This window comes from Ancylobacter sonchi, from assembly GCF_018390695.1.
In the GTDB taxonomy this organism is placed as follows: Bacteria; Pseudomonadota; Alphaproteobacteria; order Rhizobiales; family Xanthobacteraceae; genus Ancylobacter; species Ancylobacter sonchi.
In genome coordinates this window covers 717,456-735,524 of record NZ_JAHBGF010000020.1, presented here as the reverse complement: position 1 = coordinate 735,524, position 18,069 = coordinate 717,456, and the positions used below count along the sequence as shown (strand labels likewise).

Below are 18,069 nucleotides of genomic sequence, written 5' to 3'. Positions count from 1 at the left end.
CTATGGGCCTTCGTTCCAGCCGCGCCTCGGCTTTCACCGCGGCGCTCTCCGTCCTCGCTCTGAGCCCATCGCTCGCCTTCGCCCATACGGGCGTCGGAGCGACGCATGGCTTCGCTCACGGTTTCATGCATCCCGTCACCGGGCTCGATCACGTCCTGGCCATGGTGACGGTCGGTCTCTTCGCCTGGCAGCTCGGCGGGCGGGCGATATGGGCCGTTCCCTCCGCCTTTGTCGCCGTCATGGCCATTGGCGGCGGGCTGGGCATGGCGGGACTCGACGTTCCCTTCGTCGAACTGGGCATCGCGCTCTCCGTAGTCGTGCTGGGCGCTGTGGTCGCGCTCCGCCTCGAGGCGCCGCTCGCCCTTGCCATGGGGCTCGTCGGCTTCTTCGCGATGTTCCACGGTTATGCCCATGGGGTGGAAATGCCGGAGAATGCCGGGGGCCTCTCCTATGGCGCTGGGTTCATGGCCGGCACTGCGCTGCTGCATCTCGCGGGCCTTGGGATCGGCATGACGATCGGCCGCTTGGCAGACGCCCATGGTCGCGACTGGACGCGCGCGGTCGGAGCCTTGGTTTGTGTGATCGGCGTGGGTCTCGTATCCGGGATCTTTTGATTTGCCGGCTCCATCGACACCGCCGACCGTCGGCGACATCCTGGACAGGATCGGCTGCCCTCTCGTCGAGATGGCAGCCGACGAGCCCGTTGAATCGATCGCACGCTTGCTTGCATTTTCCGGCCTCGATGCCGTGCTGCTGGTGCGGCCATGTGGCAAGGCCGAGCGGATCGTATCGATACGAGACCTGATCGGCTCGTTTTCGGGGCATGGGAGGTCAGATGCGATGGCGCCCGAGCTCCTGCGATGCGGTCCCGACGATTCCATCTTCTGCGTCGCCAGATCGATGTTTCACTGCGATCACGCGGCGATGCTGGTCGAGGAAAATGGAAGAAATCTCGCGATCATCACAGTCGACAATCTGGCGAGATATCTCATGATCGTAGCCAGCGCGTCGGACCAAGAATAAGCATACGAGACATGTTATTTTGTGAATCACGAATTCATTTCGCGATGACAGAATATCTCCACTTATAAGTGCCGGAAAAATTCTTATCGACCAAGCAACACAAGCGCCAAGAGCAGAAATCGCCTCGCCGCGGGGTAGCAGACGTTCACCTTAATGCCCGATCGGTCGCTGTTCATCAAAATAGGGAAGATTGAACCAGCCGTTGACAGTAATTTCTCCGGCAGATCCTTACAAATACCATGCCCGGCACTTCAGACGCCGCGCTAGCTAATGGCGACGCTGCCGCACCATCGACGGATGGTGCGATCCCGGATTTTGCTGAAGCAGCGGCGCCGTCGTATGCCCGTTCTGTGGCTCGGCGTCCGAGCACCGTCACAAGGCAGAATGCGATTTCGATGCCGACAAAACTGTCGCCGCCGCCCAGTCCGACATTCGCAAGATTGAAGAGCGCCGAAGCGAACTGACGCAGACGATCGCCACGCTGCGGAGGGAAGCCGTGAGTTTCGAGCGACGTCTTCCGGGCCTGGAGCAACAGCTTACGGCATTATCCGGCGAAATAGACCGGGTGGTCTCCCCCAATCTTCGCCAGCCCAGAACGACCTACAGGCAACGGAGGGCGAGTGGTGACACGGGACACTGCGCCTAGCCAAGGCGCGACTCATCACGAAACTGACGCGGCGTCATGCCCGTCATGCGACGGAAAGCGCGGCTGAAGTGCGCGGGGTCCGCGTAGCCGGAGGAAAAGGCAACGTCGATGATCCTGCAATCGGTGTCGCGAAGCAGCCGGCTCGCATTCTCGTACCTGACCGTGTCGAGTATCTCCGAATAAGACAGCCCGACATGGGCGAGCTTGCGCTGAAGCGTCCGCGTGCTGACGCCCGCGATCTCGGAGATATCGGCAAGGGCGGTGGTTCCCTCTTCGAGATAGGCCGGCAGCATCAGCTTGAGCAGATCGACGATGTCATAGGCGGAAGGAGTGTCCTCATCATCGTGATGCGGCGCGAATGACGAGGTCGAACGATTGGGGAGGCCGAGCAGCGTGATCGGCAGGCTAATCCAGGCGGCACGCTGGCCCGACAGAAACCGCACATTCGGCCAGCAGGCTCGCGTCGCAGGGCTCGGCGCATAAGATGATTCAAACGCGATCGCGGTCGGCATCCAGTCGGGCCCCGCGAATTGCCGGACGATGTGGATCGGGAAAATGTTCTGGATCCATTGCGCGTATTTCAGATGCAGCAGTCCGCTGGTGCGGGCGAGCCGGCTGCAGACCCGCACATGATCGGCGTCATGCTCGATCCACATGCTGAGGATGGTGTCTTCCCGCGATGCCCAATAGCAGGCATGCCGGAGCGCGACGAGCAGCGTCGGGGAATGCGCGATCAGGGCCCGTGTCTTCTCCCGCATGTGAGAGAAATGCAGGCGCTGCGCGGCGAGAAAACCGAAATCCGCGATGCCTTGCGTTCTCTGGGCCGTCTCGACGAAGCGCAACGCCGGCAGGAGCGGCAGATAGAGGTCGCTCTTCTCAACCAGAGACGATGGCAGCCGGGACCGCTCCAGCAGCGTCTCCGTCGGGGCGCCGATATCGTCGAGGATGCTGACGAAGGGCAGAAGGAACTGGCCGCGCGTCAAAGGGATATCAGCCATCGGACCTCGTCGCGATCACCGCGTGGACGCTTTTCATAAGGCCGAATCCCTGGGAGTTCGAGGCCGGTGGGGGAGAATAGCCCGTCGTGATTGGCGCGAAATGGCAAGACCAGCCGCCTAGCCTTGGACGAAATGCTCACAACGACATTCGCCGGCCGATCGGGCTGTGATCGCGTGCTGCGGCGAGCCGGAGCGCTCGCGCAGGTGCTGGTACGGCGGGCAGGACAGGGAACAGACAGCCATGTCAGCCGCAACGGCGCGCGATCTTGCCATTGGTTTGATGGCGAGCTTCCTTTGCGGGTCGGCCTGGGCGTCCGATCTGCCGGTGCCTGCCAAACCTCCAGCTCCCGTCTTCACCTCCACTCCGAGCTTTTCCGTCACCACCTATATCTGGGCGACGGCGATCGACGGCCGGAGCGCGACGCTGCCGCCGCTGCCGGCGGCGGATATCAGCCTGCACTTCCGCGACGTGCTCAAGGAGTTGAACGGCGCGTTCATGGCGTCTGCCGAAATGCGCATCGATCGCTGGAGCTTCCTGGTCGACGGGCAGTTCTCGCAGGTGACAAGCGGCTCCACCTTGCCCGGTCCGTTCTTTTCCGCGCTGAAGCTGCGCTCGCAGAGCACGACCCTGCAAGGCTCCGTCCTCTACCGCGTCCATGAGGACGCCGTCCTTGCGCTCGATGTGGGCGCCGGCGTCCGGTTGTGGAACCTGAACAACAAGCTGGAAATCATGCCCGGGCTCGCCAATCTCCGCATCGATCATGGTGAATCGCAGATGTGGGTCGACCCGATCGTCGGCGCGCGGCTCGGCGTGGAGCTCGGCGGTCCGTGGAGCTTGACGGTGGCGGGCGATATTGGCGGTTTCGGCGCCGGCTCGCGCCTGACCTGGCAGGGGCTGGGCAGCGTCAACTACGCCTGGAACGAAAACCTGACGCTGAAAGCCGGCTACCGGGCGCTCCATGTCGACTATCGAGACGATGGCTTCATGTACGACGTGACACAGCACGGGCCCGCCATCGCGGCGACATACCGGTTCTGACCGGGGCCCATATGAGTTCAAACATGCCGAGAGGAATGGGAATGCCGATAATCCGGGCGGTCGTGCGGGCCGCATATGTATCGCTGATTGCGCTGTTCGCGCTCTTCGGGCAGGTCCCGGCGCAGGCGGATGAAGCGCAGCCCGCGGTCACCGACCCGCATTTCAAGATCGCGCCGGGCTATCTCAATCGGTCCGACCTGCCGAACAGCCTCGTCCTGCTCGGCCCGCCGCCGGAGGCGGATTCTGCGGCGCTGGCCCGGGACGAGGAAGCCCGCAAGGCGACCATCCCCCTGCGTGACACCGAGCGCTGGAAGCTCGCCCATACCGACGCGGATCTCGCCTTTCCACAGGCGGCCGACAATTTCTCCTGCGCGATGGGGGTTCGCATCGACAGCGAGCAGACCCCGCGCCTCTACGCGATGATGCAGAAGATGCTGTCGGATTTCGGCCTTTCCACCTATGGCGTGAAGAACAAGTACAACCGGACGCGCCCCTTCGTGGTTCACAACGAAGCGACCTGCCGGGCGGATCAGGAGGCGATCCTGCGTGAGGACGGCTCCTACCCGTCCGGGCACACGGCGGCCGGCTGGGGCTGGGCCCTCGTCTTCGCGCAGATCAATCCCGAGCGCGCGGATGCGCTGCTGAAGCGGGGCCTCGAATTCGGTCAGAGCCGCGTGATCTGCAACGCCCATTGGCAGAGCGATGTCGATGCTGGGAGGATCATGGGCGCGGCGACGGTCGCGCGGCTGCAAACCGACCCGGCTTTCCTCGCCGACCTCGAAGCCGCCAAAGCGGAAGTGAAGGCCGCGAAGGCGAAATCGGTGCCCTCGTCCTCCGAATGCGCCGCGGAGGCTGCCGCACTGTCCGCGCACTGAAGGAGCCGAGGCGCTGCTGTTCCGGAAATTGGTTCGCCGCCCAGAACCGGACATGCCCCCTGGTGGATCGCGGGCATCTACCGATCCTTTGCCAGCGATCAGCCCGGGCACGAGAATGGGCCCATCGGCCTTGCGCCGATAAGCAAATGAATCAAAGACGCCAATGAGGTACCGCTCAATGCGAATGAAGTTGGTCTACAGCCTGAGTTTCCTGGTTCTCGCACCCTGCGCGGCGTCCTCACAGACGGTTCCCGTCAACGTCGACAACTTCAAGCGAGCCGAGACCGATTTCTATATGAGCAAAACGGTCGACGCGGGCGGCCTCGGCAAATTCGTCCATAACAGGACGCCGACGCCGATCGACAAGCAGCCTGTGGTCCGGATGAACCGGGATACGCTCTATTCCCAGGCGCTCTTCGACCTCGATGCCGGCCCGGTGACCATCACCCTTCCCGACGCCGGCAAGCGCTTCATCTCGATGCAGGTCATCAACGAAGACCATTACACCCCGATGGTGGTCTACGACCCCGGCCGCACGACGCTCACCGGGGATGAAGTCGGTACCCGCTATGTGTTCGTTGCGGTCCGTATCCTTGTCGATCCCAACGACACCAACGACCTCGCGCAGGTTCACGCTCTGCAAGATGCACTGAAGCTGGAGCAGAACTCGGTTGGCAAGTTCGAGGCCCCGAACTGGGACCTGGCTCAACAGAAGAAGATCCGCGACGCGCTCGAAGCTCTGTCCGCGGCATCCGGCAGCTTCACCAATGCGTTCGGAGCGAAGGGAGAGGTCGATCCGGTCAAGCACTTGATCGGCACGGCAGCCGGCTGGGGCGGCAACCCCGATAAGGATGCTTCCTACCTCTCAGTGGCCCCGGCCAAAAACGACGGCGAGACGACTTACAAGCTCAGAGTGGGAGAGGTCCCCGTCGACGCGTTCTGGTCGATCAGTGTCTATGACGACAAGGGCTTCTTCCGGAAGAACGATTACGACGCCTATTCGGTCAACAGCATCACCGCCAAGAAGAGTGCCGATGGCGCGATCGACGTCCAGTTCGGTGGCTGCGACGGGAAAATCGTGAATTGCCTGCCGATCACGAAGGGGTGGAATTACACCTTTCGGCTCTACCGCCCTCGAGCCGAGATCCTGAACGGAGAGTGGAAGATGCCGGAGGCGCAGCCAGCATCGTAGAAGGCGTCAGCCTGGTTCGTTGGGTCCGGCATAGCGGTGGGCTCCACCAGACCGCCGCTGCCCGGGCGCCGTGCCGTCATCTGCCTGGCGCGTGTAGCAGGCCGGCCAGAAGAAGCATAAAAGCCCTCGCCGAGCATGAAAATATGTCGCCCCAGCGCCAAAACCGGTCGTTAGCGCTCCACTGGGAAGCGGACACTGCCGGCCCTTGTGGCGAAGGTCAGCTTCTGGTGATCCGACGCATGGGTTCGGATCAATGAAACTCAGAAGCCCTCCTCAGGCCGGAGGCGATCAGGACTCAGCTCGCGATAGACGCGCGTATGGTCGCGCGCCTTAGCGCCAGAGGCGGACATTTGGTTCCGCCTTGGCCTCATGGGAGGTCGCGGTACAGGGTGCCGTAAGTCTCTCTCAGACGGTTTTTCTGCACCTTGCCCATCGTGTTGCGCGGCAGATCGTCGAGGAACAGCACCCGCTTCGGCAGCTTGTATCGGGCGAGACGGCCATTGAGGGCCGCGAGGACGGCCTTTTCATCGAGGCCGGCACCTTCGCGTGCCACGACCACCGCGGTGACGGCCTCGCCGAAATCGGCGTGCGGCAGGCCGATCACCGCGCTTTCGACCACGCCCGGCAACGCATCGATCTCGCTCTCGATCTCCTTGGGATAGACATTGTAGCCGCCGGTGATCACGAGGTCCTTGCCGCGCCCGACGATCTGCACATAGCCGCGGGCGTCGACCAAGCCGAGATCGCCGGTAACGAACCAGCCGTCGTGCAACTCGGAGGCGGTCTTCTCGGGCATCCGCCAATAGCCGGCGAACACGTTCGGGCCCTTCACCTCGATCATGCCGATCTCGCCGGACTGGAGCCCCGCCCCGCTTTGCGGATCGACGACGCGCACCCGGATGCCGGGCAAGGGAAACCCCACCGTTCCGGCAATCCGCTCCCCCTCATAGGGGTTCGAGGTGTTCATGCCCGTCTCGGTCATGCCGTAGCGTTCGAGAATAGCGTGGTCCGTCCGCGCCTCCCACTCGCGATGCGTGTCGGCGAGCAACGGCGCCGATCCGGAAATGAACAGCCGCATATGCGCGGTCGCCGCCGACGACAGGTTCGGCTGCCTGAGAAGCCGGGCATAGAAGGTCGGCACGCCCATCATCACCGTCGCCCGTGCCATCAGCGGCAGGACCTGATCCGGGTCGAACCTGGGCAGGAAGATCATCGACGAGCCAGCGAGCAGCGTCAGATTGATGGCGACGAACAGGCCATGCGTGTGGAAGATCGGCAGTGCGTGGATCAGCACGTCGTCCGACGTGAAACGCCAGCTCTCGACAAGGGCCAGCGCGTTCGAGGCGAGATTGCCATGGGTGAGCATGGCTCCCTTGGAGCGGCCGGTGGTACCCGAGGTGTACAGGAGCGCCGCGAGGTCGTCCTCGCCTCGCGCGGCATCACGGAAGTCCGTGGCCGCTCGGTCCGCCACCTGCGCCAGCGTGCCCGCGCCTTCCCTGTCCAGGGTGAGCACGTGCGGAACCTTGCGGGCCGAGGCGACCGCCGACAATTCGCCGAGCCGGGCGGGATCGCACACGAAGACCGTCGCTTCGGCATCGCCGAGGAAATAGTCGATCTCGGGGGCCGTATAGGCGGTGTTTAGCGGCAGGAACACCGCTCCCGCCCGTAGCGTGCCGAGAAAGGCGAACACCGCCTCGACGCTTTTTTCGACCTGCAGCGCCACCCGGTCGCCGGGAGCGACCCCGCGTGCGGCCAGTGCATTGGCGTATTGCGCCGAGCGGCGGTCGAGCTCGCCATAGGAGACGACGCGTCCCTCCGGCGTTTCCAGGAAGGTCCGCGCGGCATCCGGCGCATGTGCGCGCACGAGGTCGATGAAATGATTGGGCATGGCAAGCGTTCCGAAGCAGGTGGCGGCAAACTAGCCGTGCCCGCGCCACCGCACGATCAGTTTTATCGCAGCCATTGGTGCTGACGATGCACATGTCGTCGATCCGGGAAACCGTCGATCAACCTTCCTGTTCGAGTGGAAGCGCCATGCCGGTCAGGTGACATTGGTGCATTCAGAGCACGAAATAGGCCTGAAATAGCTGATTGTTCGTGCGGGCGCATTTCGAGACAGTCCCTCGATCCCATGCCGCGACCGGATGCGGCTGTTCCGATCCGCAGGAGCCGATGCACGATGAACGCTGACAATTCCTCACGCCCGGGCGAGGCGTCCTCCGGCCCTCTTTCCGGCATCCGGGTCATCGATGCCACGCACATGCTCGCCGGCCCCTATTGCACGTGGCTGCTCGGGGCGCTCGGTGCCGACGTGATCAAGATAGAGCGTCGGGGGGCCGGGGACTTCACGCGTATCATCGCACCGTTTCGCGACCAGAAGAGCATCTACTTCATGAGCGTGAACCGCAACAAGCGGAGCCTCGCGCTGGACCTAAAGAACCCCCGCGGCAAGCAGATCCTGGAAAAGCTTCTGCAAGGCGCCGACGTCTTCGTCGAGAATAACCGTGCCGGAGCCATGGACCGGCTCGGCTTCGGATATGATGCGGTCGCCGCACTCAATCCCAGGCTCATTTATGCCTCGATCTCCGGCTTCGGCCAGACCGGCCCCTATCGCCACAAGCCGGCATTCGATGCCATCGCGCAGGCGCTTTCCGGCATGATGAGCATCACCGGCGAGGAGACCGGCCCGCCGGCGCGCGTCGGCACCTCGATCGGTGACATCGGCTCCAGCCTTTTCGCGACGATCGGCGTGCTGTCCGCCCTCCAGCAGCGCGAGCGGACCGGGCGGGGAACCTTCGTCGACGTCGCCATGCTCGATTGCCAGCTCGCGCTCATGGAGAACGCTATCGCGCGCTGGCTCAACGCCGGCGAGACCCCGCGGCGTCTCGGCAGCCGGCACCCGCTCATCGCGCCGTTCCAGGCCTTCCGCACCGCCGACGAGCCGATCGCGGTCTGCGTCGACACCAACGAGCAGTGGGAACGCCTGTGCGCGGCAATCGAACGGCCCGAGCTGTTGTCCGACGCCCGCTTCCCCGACGGCTCGGCGCGGGCGGCGAACCATGCTGCGCTCGAACCGATCCTCGCCGGCGTTTTCCTTGCGCGGGGCCGGACGGAATGGCTGGAACTCCTGGATCGCGCCGATGTCCCGGCGAGCGCCATCAACTCCGTCCCGGAAGCGCTGGAAGATCCTCAGGTGATCTCCCGCGCCATGGTCGCGGAGGTGCCGGAGGGCTCCGGGCACCACTTCGTTTCGGTGCCGATCAAGATGCCGCACACGCCCCTGCCGCCGGAGACGGCGCCGCCGGAACTCGGCGAGCACAGCGCGGCGATTCTCGGCGATCTCGGCTTCTCTCCCGAGCAGATCGCGGATCTGCGCGCCGAAGCGGTCATCTGAACACCAGACGACACCCGCCGCCCGGTCAAGGATCGGGCGGCGGGTGCGTTATCGATCATCAATGTGGGGCTGGGCGGGGCTGGGGCCGGCCGGACGATCAGCGTCCCAACCAGTTGGGCTCGCGCTTGGCGAGGAAGGCGGCAATCGCCTCCTGCATGTCTCGCGAGCCGTAGCAGGCCGCGAGAAGATCGTCGTCGGCATTCGCCGGCACCGCATGGTCGCGCAGCCTCAGCAGCGCCTGGCGCGTTGCCCACAGGGTGAGCGGTGCGAGCTTCGTCAGCGCTTCCGCCACTTCCTGCGCCCGTTCCTCGATCTCGTCGTCGCCGACCACCGCCCGGATCGAGCGGGCGGCCATCAGGTCGTCGGCGCCGAGCAGCCGGGCGCTGAAGATCATCTCCTTGGTCGTCGCCTCGCCCATCATCGCGATGAGCCGGGCATAATTGGTCAGGCTCAGGCAATTGCCCACCGTGCGCGCAATGGGGAACCCGAAGCGCAGCGAGGGGGCGGCGATGCGGACGTCGCAGGCAGAGGTGAGAAGAGCCCCCTGCCCGACACACGCCCCGGCCATCGCGGCTACGGTGGGTATGCGAAGCTGCTCGATGGCGACGATCAGCCGCTCAGCCTCGCGCTCCAGCGCCACCGCCGCCACCGGGTCGGTGGCACCCGACAGCGCTCCCATGTCGGCGCCCGCCATGAAGGCCGGCTTGTCGCCGCGCGCGCCGGTGAAGACGACCGCCTTGACCGTGTCGTCGGCCGCGATGGCATCGACCGCCGTGAGGAGGGCTTCCTCCATCGCCGGCGACATCGCGTTACGGACCCGCGGCCGGTGGAAGATCAGCCACTCGACCGCTCCCCGGCGTTTCCTCAGCAGCGGTGCGTCGTCGTGTTCCCGAGAGGTCATGAAGAGATTCCGTATAGGGCTGGAAGTCGTGTCGGTGCCCGGCTAGTCCCGCGGCGCCGGAAAGATCTGGCAGTGCTCGGGCGGCAGACGCACCCGCACCCGCTCGCCAGGCTGCGGGCGCCGATCGGGCGCCACGAAGGCGCGCAGCGTGCCGGCCTCGCCGATCTCGATCAGCACGTCGCGATACTCTCCGAGATAAGCGGAGCGCTTCACCACACCGTCGAGCACGTTACCGGTGGCGCGGGCATCGCACAGTTCGACGCGCGAGGGACGGATGCACAGCACCGCCTGCTGGCCGGTGGTGCCGGAGGCGCGTTCCACGCCGGCAATGGGTTGTGCGCCCAGCAGGAAGCTGCCGGGCCCGCCGATCGTGCCGGCGATCTCGTTATTGCTGCCGATGAAGGAGGCGACGAAAGCGTTCGCAGGCTGCTCGAATATCTGCTCGGGCGTGCCGAGCTGCTGGACGATGCCGCCCTTCATGACCGCAACCTGGTCGGCCGTTACCAGTGCCTCACCCTGATCGTGGGTCACGTAGACCGTGGTGATGCCGAGTTCGTCATGGACCCGCCGGATCTCGAAGCGCATCTCCTCGCGCAGATGCGCGTCGAGGTTCGACAGCGGTTCATCCAGCAACAGGATGCGCGGCTCGACGGCGAGCGCCCGGGCGAGCGCCACGCGCTGCTGCTGGCCGCCCGAGAGCTCGAAGGGGTAGCGGTCGCCCAGCGCCCCGAGGCGCACTGTGTCGAGCGCCCGGGCAAGACGTGCATCGAGTTCGGCGCGCGGGAGCTTGCGCAGTTGCAGCCCGAACGCGACGTTCTCGGCCACCGTCTTGTGCGGCCAGACCGCGTAGTTCTGGAACACGAGCGAGATTCCGCGGCGCTCGGGCGGAATGACGCGCTGGGGGCTGGAGAGCACTTCGCCATCGGCCCGGATCTCGCCGCCGGTCGGGGTGTCGAAGCCGGCCAGCAGTTGCAGCGTCGTCGACTTGCCGCAACCCGACGGGCCGAGGAGCGCGAGCAGCGTGCCATTCGGTATCCGCAGGTCGATCGACCGGAGCGCGTGGTAGGCGCCGTAGGACTTTGAAAGCTGGCGGATGTCGATATCGCTCATGTCGCGGCTCCGAGGCTCGTCGCGTTACGCCGGCGCTTCGCCGTCCCCTCGGCGACGACACGCGCGAGGAGGACGACCAGCAAGGTACCGAACAGGAGAAGCGTGCTGGCCGCGCAGACGGCCTCGTAATTGCCGCCGTCCTTGTAGTTGTAGATCAGGGTCGTCATCACATTGGTCTTCGGGGAGACGAGGAAGATCGCGACCGACAGTTCCCGCATGATGGGGATGAACACCAGCAGCCAGCCGGCCACTAGGCCGCCGCGCATGAGCGGCACCGTAATGGACGCGAAGGTCCGGCCCTCGCTCGCCCCCACGCTGCGGGCGGCACGTTCGAGATCGGGGCTGATGCCCTTGAGGATCGAGCCGGCCTGCGAATAGGCGATGGGCAGGAAAGTGGCGACGAAGGCCGCGATGATAATGGTCGCCGTTCCGTAGAAGTTCAGCGGCGGGCGGGTGTAGGCGGAGAAGAACCCGACCGACAGGACAATGCCGGGAATGATGATCGGGATCGTCACCAGAGCGGCGATCAGGCTCGCGCCCCGCACCAGCCGGCGCTCGACGATGTAGGCGACGAGGATGCCGATCAGCATGCAGAAGCTGGCGGCCAGCCCGGCATAGAGCAGGCTGTTGACGATCGCCCGCTGGGTCTCGCCATTCTCGATGATGGCCCAGCGATACCAGTGGAAGGTGAGGTTCGACGGGACCGGGCCGCGTCCCCATGCCCGGCTGAGCGACACCAGCACGATGGCGATGTAGGGCAGGATCACCGCCGTCATCGGCACGATCAGAGCGAAGGCCAGCGCGGGTACCCGCCAGCCGCCGAGCCGGATGCGACGGCCGGCCCGGCCCTTGCCGCCGATCGTGGTGAACTGCCGGCGCCCGAGAATGCGGCGGCGTGCGTAGAACAGCGCACCGGTGATGGCGATCAGCGGCATGCAATAGGCCGCCGAGAGGAACAGCGCCGGCGGGAACAGCTGGTAGAACTCGGCAAGCTTGGTGGTCACCACCAGGGTGCCGCCCGGCGTGAGCAGGAAGGCCGGCACGCCGAACAGGGTCATACCCTGGATGAAGGACAGGATGAAGCTGACCAGCACGGCCGGCATCACCAGCGGGATCGTCACCGAGCGCATGGTCCTGAGCAGGCCCGAGCCGAGCGTGGTGGCGGCGTCCTCAAGCTCGACCGGCATCTCCTCCAGCGCGCTCGATACCATCGTGAAAGTATAGGGCACGGTGTAGATGGCGCAGACGAACACCGTGCCGGCCATGGTGTAGATGTCGAGCAGCGCATTCTCCGCGCCGGTGATCCAGCGCCAGCCGACATTCAGCCAGCCGGAATTCGGCGCCGCGAGCAGGATCCATCCGAGAGCGCCGATGAAGGACGGCGTGACGAAGGCCGCCAAAGTGAGCACCCGGATGAGCCCGCGACCGGGCAGGTCGGTGCGGGCCACCAGCCAGGCCAGGGGGACGCCGATCAGGGTGGAAAGAACCGCGACCGCCGTCGCGAGCAGCAGCGAGTTCAGCAGGGGGGCGATCAGCGACGCCGAGCGCAGGATCTGGCCGTAATTGTTCAGCGTCCACCGGCCGGTGTCGTCATCGTGCAGGCTGTTGAAGACGATCCAGCCCAGCGGGTGGACGACAAGCAGGGCCAGGACGGCCAGCAGCGCGACGAAGACCAGCCCGCGCACCGCGTGATGGCGCCAGTAGCCGAGGGCTGCGGCGCCGGCCGCCTTGGACGGGGATTGAGGGACCATGAATGTGCTTTCAGGTTCTCGCGCCGCAGGGGCGGCCCAATTCCGGAGCCCGCCGCCTCCCTCGCGCGGTGGTCGCAACGGCTGCGGCGGCCCGGTCAACCGGCGCGCGGATGACCGGGCTATCGTGTCAGACGATATATTCCTTCCACTTCGCAATCCCTTCCGCGACTTCGGCGGCGAGATTGTCGACCGGATTGCGATACCACTTGACCGATTCCAGCGTTCGCCCCTCGGCCCAGGGCACGTCGGTGCGCAGTGTCGGCCAGAAGTTCCTCGACAGGATCTGCGACACCTCGACCGAGTAGAGGAAGTCGGTGAACAGCTTGCCGGCATTGGGGTGCGGTGCTTTCGTCGGCACGGCGGTCAGGCCGAGATTCAGGATCGCGTCATCCTCCGGGATGGTGACGTCGATCGGATTGCCGGCGACCTTCTGGGCGAGCGAGTAGCTGAACGGCGCCCCGGAACCCACCGTGCGCTCGCCGGACAGGATGTCGGTGACGGTGTCGACATTCGACTGGCCGACCTTCGGCTTCTGCTTGGCGAACGCCTTGAGGTAGTCGTCGCCGTACTTCTTGCGAATGGCCACCACCCAGCTGGCGACGTCGCCGGAATAGGCGGGGCTGCCGGTGGTGATCTTGCCGGCCCAGGGCGCATCGAGCAGCGCCTGCCACGACTTGGGAGGCTCGGTGACCTTGGACGACTGGTTGATGGTGGTCAGGCTGATGGCGCCGACATGATAGGTGTTGTCGGGATCGAGTGTGCGGAACGCCGCGGGCAGCATTCCGGCGTTGCTGGGCTCGAAAGCCTGGATGGCGTTGATCTTCTTGAGCTCCTGGTAGTGGAGCAGGTTGGTCGTGCCGAGCGAATCGCACTGGACGGCATCGTTCTGGATTTCCAGCCGCAGGCGCGTGTAGACGGTCTGCGACGCCTGCCGCAGCAGGTTGACCTCGATGCCGGGATACTTGGCCTTGAAGGCGTCGCGGATGTCCTCGATCGTCTTCTGCTCGTAGGAGCCCCAATAAAGGTTGAGGGCGCCTTCTTTCTTCGCGGCGGCATAGAGCACGTCGTCGGCGGCGCTTGCCGGCGAAATCCGCCACGCGGTGGCGACCAGTCCGGCGGCACCCGCCATCAGGACATGTCGTCGGTTCAGCATTGTCATCGGTCGGTCCCCTCTTTGTTTTGATAGATTGCCCGCCACGGGTCAGTAGTCACCGGTGGTGGCGCCGCCATCGACGACGATCACCTGGCCGGTGACGTAGCTCGCGTCGTCGGATGCCAGGAACGCCGCCACCGAGGCGATCTCGGATGGGCGCGCGGTTCGGCCGAGCGGCATCTTCGCGATCCAGCTCTCGCGCAGCGTCGCAGGAACGTCCTTCAGGATGGCGGTTTCCACGATCCCCGGCGCGATGGCGTTGACGAGGATGCCCCGGCGCGCGCCTTCCAGCGCCACCGCATGGGTGAGGCCGGCGATCCCGGCCTTGGCGGCGGAATAGTTCGACTGGCCGAAGGAACCGAACATCGCCGTCGAGGCGGTATTGATGATCCGCCCCCAGCCGCGCTTGCCGATGAGCTCGAAGGCGGTCTGGCAGCCGAGCCAGGTGCCGCGCAGGCTGACGTCGATCACCTCGCTCCATTCGCGATCGGTCATCTTCGGCAGCGAGCGGTCGCGCACGATGCCCGCGACATTGGCCATGATGTCGACCTCGCGGAAGCCGGTAGGCAGCGCGGCGACGGATTGCTGCCAGCTCTCTCGGTCCGCGACGTCGAGGGCGGCGGCATGGACGGCATATCCCTGGCTGGCGAGACGTTCGGCACAGGCCTCGGCCTGCTCGAGCACCAGATCGGCAACGATCACGCGGGCGCCCTCGGAGGCGAGCCGCTCGCAGATCGCGCTGCCGATACCGCCCGCCCCGCCGGTGACGAAGGCGGTGTGCCCTGCGAGGCGCTGCATGCTCATGCCAGTTCTCCTTCGACACCGCCCCCGACCAGCAGGACGTCCTCGCCCTCCTGCACCACGACCCCTTGCTGGTTCCTGAGCGACATGCCGATCCGCACAATGCCGGCCCCCTCCCGCGACCGGCTCGGGCGCGCTTCGAGCACCGTGGCCTGGTAGTGCACCGTGTCGCCGGCGAAGACCGGCGCGACGAAACGGCGCCGCGTCTCGAGGAACGCCTCGATGGCCCAATCGTCGATCGGCGAGCGCAGCCCGGTGCTCAGGGCATGGCCAAGCATGCCGTGGGCGATCCGCCGCCCGAAGTCGCTGCCGGCCGTGAACTCGGCATCCATGTGCAGCGGGTTGAAGTCGCCGGTCAGCCCGGCGAACAGCACGATATGCGTCTCGGTCACCGTCACCCGCGCCGAGACGAAGCTCTGGCCGGCTTCGATGGCGGAAAAAGGAATCGTCATGCCCGCGCCTCCACTGGGCGGAACAGCGGCAGCACCGGCGAGCCGGCAATCGCGCCGAAGGCGACCTCGACCGGCATGCCGACGCGGATGGCGTCGGCGGCGATGCCTTCCAGCCGCGTCAGCATCAGCACGTCTTCCTCCAGCATGACGAGCGCGCAGACATAGGGCGCGTCGCCCTGTCCGCCGCGATGGATGGTGGAGAAGGAAAACACGGTGCCGCGGCCGCTCGCCTCGACCCAATCCGGCACGGCCCCGGAGGCGTGGAGGGAATGGGCGCGCGGGTACCATTGATGACGACCGGTGACCGGACAGCGCTGGATCATCAGTTTCCCGGCGCGAGCACCTTCCCAGAAGGGGTCGGAGACCAGATCGGTGACGGGCAGGCTCGGCGCGCTCATCGGGCACTCCTAGACGGTGAGGATGGCGGTGGCAGCGGCACAGAACGTCCCGCCCAGCCCATGCACGAGCGCCACCTCGGCATCCGGCACCTGGATGCCCGGCCCCTCGCCGCGCAGCTGCCGCACGCCCTCGATCAGGGTGAAGATGCCGCGCTTGCCGGGATGGTTGGACGACAGGCCGCCCCCGTCGGTATTGGTCGGCAGCCGACCGCCAAGGGTGAGATGGCCGTCATCCACGAAGCCGCCGCTCTCGCCCTTCGGGCAGAAGCCGAGGTCCTCAAGCGCCAGCATGGGCGTGATGGTGAAGGCGTCATAGATTTGCGCCACGTCGATGGTGTCGCGGTCGACCCCTGCCATGGCGAAGGCGCGGGGGCCGGAGATGGCGGCCGGCGTCGCGATGTCCGGCGAGATCTGGCTGAGCTGGGTACGCGCCGCCGCGCTGCCGAAGCCGGCGAGATGCACCGGCCGCTTCCGGCAGTCGCGCGCCCGCTCGCGGCTGGTCATGACGATCGCGCCACCGCCATCCGTCACCACGCAACAGTCGAGCTTGCGCAACGGCGAGGCGATCGGCGCCGACGCCAGCACGTCGTCGACGGTGATCGGCGCCCGGAAGCGGGCGTCGGGATTGCCCGCCGCATGCTGGCGGAAGGTCACCGCGACCTTCGCCAGTTGCTCCGATGTCGTGCCGTACAGCGCCATGTGGCGCTGCGCATACATCGCATAGGCAGAGATCAGGGTCGGCCCGTAGGGAATCTCGAACTGGCCCGGCCCCGCCGGAAGCACGAACGGATCGAAGGACGGGGTCGCGAGCGGCCACCAGCGCGGACACGACGCGTAGCTGATGACCACGACCTCGGCGAGCCCCGCCGCGATGGCCGCCGCCGCGTGTCCGGCGTGAACGATATAGGAGCAGCCGCCGACATCGGTGCTGTCGAAATAGGTGGGCGTGATGCCGGCATACTCGGCGAACTCGGTCAGGCTGCTCACGCCCCCGCCTTCCGCCCAGTCGCCGGCCGCGACGCACAGGCCGTCGACCTCGGAGAGCGTGATGCCAGCATCGGCCAGCGCTCCCATGACGCACTCCATCTGGAGCGCGAAGGGATGCAGCCGCGGCGCCTGGCGGCGCGGCGACTCGTAGGCGCCGACGATCGACGCTGCTCTGGAAATGGCGCTCACGACGCTGCTCCTGCCTGCCTAGCCCCTGAAGTCTAGGTGTGTTGAGCCTAGGTGCTTTCAGAGCACCAACAAGCAGTTAGAAACATCTCTACCGGTGCGAAAAATGCACCGGGGAACGCTTGACCGCAGGAGGTGGGAGAGCGTTTCTACTCGGGTGCCGCCTGGCCGGGCCTCCTATCGCGCGGCTCGCTCGCGTACCCCTGCGAATGGAGTTTTCCATGCGTCGCCGTCTGCCTCCGCTTCTGGCGTTACGTGCATTTGAGACATTCGGGCGGGTCGGCTCCGTCCGCTCCGCCGCCGACGAACTCGCGGTCTCGCACACCGTCGTCTCCCGGCACATCCAGAACCTCGAACTGTCCATCGGCATCAAGCTGGTCCAGAAATCCGGCCGAGGCCTGATGCTGACGCGCGAAGGCAAGCGCTACGCCGCGCAGACCACGCACGCGCTCGATCTGATCGCCAGCGCCACCGGCGAGCTGTGGGGTGGCAGCAGCGACGCACTGCACATCTGCTGCATGGCCGGCCTTGCCTCTCGCCGCCTGCTAGCGCGGCTGCCGGAGATCGAGCAGTTCATCGGGGGGCGCGAAATCATCCTGCAGCCGATCTCCTCGCGGCCGAATTTTTCCCAGGGCGACGTCGATGCCGAGATCAACTACCTGGAGAACCCGAACTTCCCGGATGAGCTGAGGGGCGAGATCTTCTTCCGCCCGCGCATTCTCGCCGTCGCGAGCCCCGGTTTTCAGGCCGCGCACGGCCCGCTGGACGACGTGGTCGACCTTGTGGGCCTGCCGCTCATCCACGAGCGGTCGACCCGGCAGTGGGAAAACTGGCTGGAGCATGCCGGCGTCGTCGATATCCCCCCGCTGAAGGGACCCAAACTGTGGCACGGCCACCTCGCCGTCGAAGCCGCGCGGCTCGGCCAGGGCGTCGCTCTGGTCAGCGACCTCATGGCCGGCGAGATGCTGGCGGAAGGCGAGCTGGTGGAGGTGATCCCGACGTCGGTGAGGCTCGGGGCCTATTACTTCATCACCCCCGCGCGCCGATGGAACGATCCAGCCATCGCCGCGCTGCGCCGATGGCTGGAGGAGTTCGTGGCCGCGCCGGTGACCGGAGCCCGCCATGCACCAGAGGCGTCCGCATAAGCTGCTCGTCACGGAAGA

General features: G+C 65.8%; 17 protein-coding genes. 7 read left to right on the top strand and 10 right to left on the bottom strand.

Features of this window, described 5'->3' with window-relative positions; translation table 11 throughout:
- Window positions 1–2 precede the first annotated feature (2 nt).
- Entirely contained in the window at window positions 3–614 is a 612-nt protein-coding gene (locus tag KHC28_RS14030; RefSeq protein ID WP_214008946.1) for a HupE/UreJ family protein, read from the top strand.
- A 1-nt stretch (window position 615) separates the two neighbouring features.
- Window positions 616–1,023, top strand: a complete 408-nt coding sequence (locus KHC28_RS14025) for a CBS domain-containing protein (protein ID WP_214008945.1) — start codon at window positions 616–618, stop codon at window positions 1,021–1,023.
- 642 nt (window positions 1,024–1,665) lie between these two features.
- Here KHC28_RS14025 and KHC28_RS14020 read toward each other — a convergent pair.
- Complete coding sequence (locus tag KHC28_RS14020) at window positions 1,666–2,667, bottom strand: helix-turn-helix transcriptional regulator (protein WP_214008944.1); 1,002 nt, start codon at window positions 2,665–2,667, stop codon at window positions 1,666–1,668.
- A gap of 241 nt (window positions 2,668–2,908) precedes the next feature.
- Here KHC28_RS14020 and KHC28_RS14015 point away from each other — a divergent pair, with 241 nt between their 5' ends.
- The 3 genes from KHC28_RS14015 (at window position 2,909) to KHC28_RS14005 (ending at window position 5,773) form a co-directional block, all read left to right on the top strand.
- Complete coding sequence (locus tag KHC28_RS14015; protein WP_214008943.1) at window positions 2,909–3,706, top strand: hypothetical protein; 798 nt, start codon at window positions 2,909–2,911, stop codon at window positions 3,704–3,706.
- A gap of 23 nt (window positions 3,707–3,729) precedes the next feature.
- A complete protein-coding gene (locus KHC28_RS14010; protein WP_246564757.1) occupies window positions 3,730–4,581 on the top strand; it encodes an acid phosphatase in 852 nt (283 codons plus the stop codon).
- A gap of 184 nt (window positions 4,582–4,765) precedes the next feature.
- On the top strand, window positions 4,766–5,773 hold the full coding sequence (locus KHC28_RS14005; RefSeq protein WP_376772696.1) for a DUF1254 domain-containing protein: 1,008 nt from the start codon (window positions 4,766–4,768) through the stop codon (window positions 5,771–5,773).
- 367 nt (window positions 5,774–6,140) lie between these two features.
- On the opposite strand, the gene KHC28_RS14000 is transcribed toward KHC28_RS14005, so the two are convergent.
- A complete protein-coding gene (locus KHC28_RS14000; RefSeq protein WP_214008941.1) occupies window positions 6,141–7,661 on the bottom strand; it encodes a malonate--CoA ligase in 1,521 nt (506 codons plus the stop codon).
- A gap of 243 nt (window positions 7,662–7,904) precedes the next feature.
- Here KHC28_RS14000 and KHC28_RS13995 point away from each other — a divergent pair, with 243 nt between their 5' ends.
- Window positions 7,905–9,167 carry a CaiB/BaiF CoA transferase family protein gene (locus tag KHC28_RS13995; RefSeq protein WP_312893189.1) on the top strand — a complete coding sequence of 421 codons (1,263 nt, stop codon included), beginning with the start codon at window positions 7,905–7,907 and terminating at the stop codon, window positions 9,165–9,167.
- Window positions 9,168–9,264: 97 nt separating this feature from the next.
- Here KHC28_RS13995 and KHC28_RS13990 read toward each other — a convergent pair whose 3' ends face one another.
- The 8 genes from KHC28_RS13990 to KHC28_RS13955 all read right to left on the bottom strand — a co-directional run bounded on the left by KHC28_RS13990 (window position 9,265) and on the right by KHC28_RS13955 (window position 16,909).
- Window positions 9,265–10,068, bottom strand: a complete 804-nt coding sequence (locus tag KHC28_RS13990) for an enoyl-CoA hydratase (protein WP_214008939.1) — start codon at window positions 10,066–10,068, stop codon at window positions 9,265–9,267.
- 42 nt (window positions 10,069–10,110) lie between these two features.
- On the bottom strand, window positions 10,111–11,178 hold the full coding sequence (locus tag KHC28_RS13985; protein WP_214008938.1) for an ABC transporter ATP-binding protein: 1,068 nt from the start codon (window positions 11,176–11,178) through the stop codon (window positions 10,111–10,113).
- A complete protein-coding gene (locus KHC28_RS13980; protein ID WP_214008937.1) occupies window positions 11,175–12,929 on the bottom strand; it encodes an ABC transporter permease in 1,755 nt (584 codons plus the stop codon). The genes KHC28_RS13985 and KHC28_RS13980 overlap by 4 nt, the downstream gene beginning before the upstream one ends.
- A gap of 127 nt (window positions 12,930–13,056) precedes the next feature.
- Window positions 13,057–14,088, bottom strand: a complete 1,032-nt coding sequence (locus KHC28_RS13975; RefSeq protein WP_214008936.1) for an ABC transporter substrate-binding protein — start codon at window positions 14,086–14,088, stop codon at window positions 13,057–13,059.
- 42 nt (window positions 14,089–14,130) lie between these two features.
- Window positions 14,131–14,886, bottom strand: coding sequence for an SDR family oxidoreductase (locus tag KHC28_RS13970; protein ID WP_246564755.1), 756 nt, complete (start codon window positions 14,884–14,886; stop codon window positions 14,131–14,133).
- On the bottom strand, window positions 14,883–15,335 hold the full coding sequence (locus KHC28_RS13965; RefSeq protein ID WP_214008935.1) for a MaoC/PaaZ C-terminal domain-containing protein: 453 nt from the start codon (window positions 15,333–15,335) through the stop codon (window positions 14,883–14,885). The genes KHC28_RS13970 and KHC28_RS13965 overlap by 4 nt, the downstream gene beginning before the upstream one ends.
- Window positions 15,332–15,733, bottom strand: coding sequence for a Zn-ribbon domain-containing OB-fold protein (locus tag KHC28_RS13960; RefSeq protein WP_214008934.1), 402 nt, complete (start codon window positions 15,731–15,733; stop codon window positions 15,332–15,334). The genes KHC28_RS13965 and KHC28_RS13960 overlap by 4 nt, the downstream gene beginning before the upstream one ends.
- A 9-nt stretch (window positions 15,734–15,742) precedes the next feature.
- The gene (locus tag KHC28_RS13955; RefSeq protein ID WP_246564754.1) at window positions 15,743–16,909 is read right to left on the bottom strand and encodes a thiolase C-terminal domain-containing protein; all 1,167 of its coding nucleotides are present in this window, start codon (window positions 16,907–16,909) and stop codon (window positions 15,743–15,745) included.
- Window positions 16,910–17,127: 218 nt separating this feature from the next.
- On the opposite strand from KHC28_RS13955, the gene KHC28_RS13950 reads away from it, so the two are divergent.
- The gene (locus tag KHC28_RS13950) at window positions 17,128–18,051 is read left to right on the top strand and encodes a LysR substrate-binding domain-containing protein (RefSeq protein ID WP_214008933.1); all 924 of its coding nucleotides are present in this window, start codon (window positions 17,128–17,130) and stop codon (window positions 18,049–18,051) included.
- Window positions 18,052–18,069 lie beyond the last annotated feature (18 nt).

Bases quoted from the DNA above. Each gene is read 5' to 3' on its own strand.
- KHC28_RS14030 (WP_214008946.1), top strand. From the start codon at position 3: ATGGGCCTTCGTTCCAGCCGCGCCTCGGCTTTCACCGCGGCGCTCTCC.
- KHC28_RS14020 (WP_214008944.1), bottom strand. From the start codon at position 2,667: ATGGCTGATATCCCTTTGACGCGCGGCCAGTTCCTTCTGCCCTTCGTC.
- KHC28_RS14015 (WP_214008943.1), top strand. From the start codon at position 2,909: ATGTCAGCCGCAACGGCGCGCGATCTTGCCATTGGTTTGATGGCGAGC.
- KHC28_RS14010 (WP_246564757.1), top strand. From the start codon at position 3,730: ATGCCGAGAGGAATGGGAATGCCGATAATCCGGGCGGTCGTGCGGGCC.
- KHC28_RS14005 (WP_376772696.1), top strand. From the start codon at position 4,766: ATGAAGTTGGTCTACAGCCTGAGTTTCCTGGTTCTCGCACCCTGCGCG.
- KHC28_RS14000 (WP_214008941.1), bottom strand. From the start codon at position 7,661: ATGCCCAATCATTTCATCGACCTCGTGCGCGCACATGCGCCGGATGCC.
- KHC28_RS13995 (WP_312893189.1), top strand. From the start codon at position 7,905: ATGCCGCGACCGGATGCGGCTGTTCCGATCCGCAGGAGCCGATGCACG.
- KHC28_RS13990 (WP_214008939.1), bottom strand. From the start codon at position 10,068: ATGACCTCTCGGGAACACGACGACGCACCGCTGCTGAGGAAACGCCGG.
- KHC28_RS13985 (WP_214008938.1), bottom strand. From the start codon at position 11,178: ATGAGCGATATCGACATCCGCCAGCTTTCAAAGTCCTACGGCGCCTAC.
- KHC28_RS13980 (WP_214008937.1), bottom strand. From the start codon at position 12,929: ATGGTCCCTCAATCCCCGTCCAAGGCGGCCGGCGCCGCAGCCCTCGGC.
- KHC28_RS13975 (WP_214008936.1), bottom strand. From the start codon at position 14,088: ATGACAATGCTGAACCGACGACATGTCCTGATGGCGGGTGCCGCCGGA.
- KHC28_RS13970 (WP_246564755.1), bottom strand. From the start codon at position 14,886: ATGAGCATGCAGCGCCTCGCAGGGCACACCGCCTTCGTCACCGGCGGG.
- KHC28_RS13965 (WP_214008935.1), bottom strand. From the start codon at position 15,335: ATGACGATTCCTTTTTCCGCCATCGAAGCCGGCCAGAGCTTCGTCTCG.
- KHC28_RS13960 (WP_214008934.1), bottom strand. From the start codon at position 15,733: ATGAGCGCGCCGAGCCTGCCCGTCACCGATCTGGTCTCCGACCCCTTC.
- KHC28_RS13950 (WP_214008933.1), top strand. From the start codon at position 17,128: ATGCGTCGCCGTCTGCCTCCGCTTCTGGCGTTACGTGCATTTGAGACA.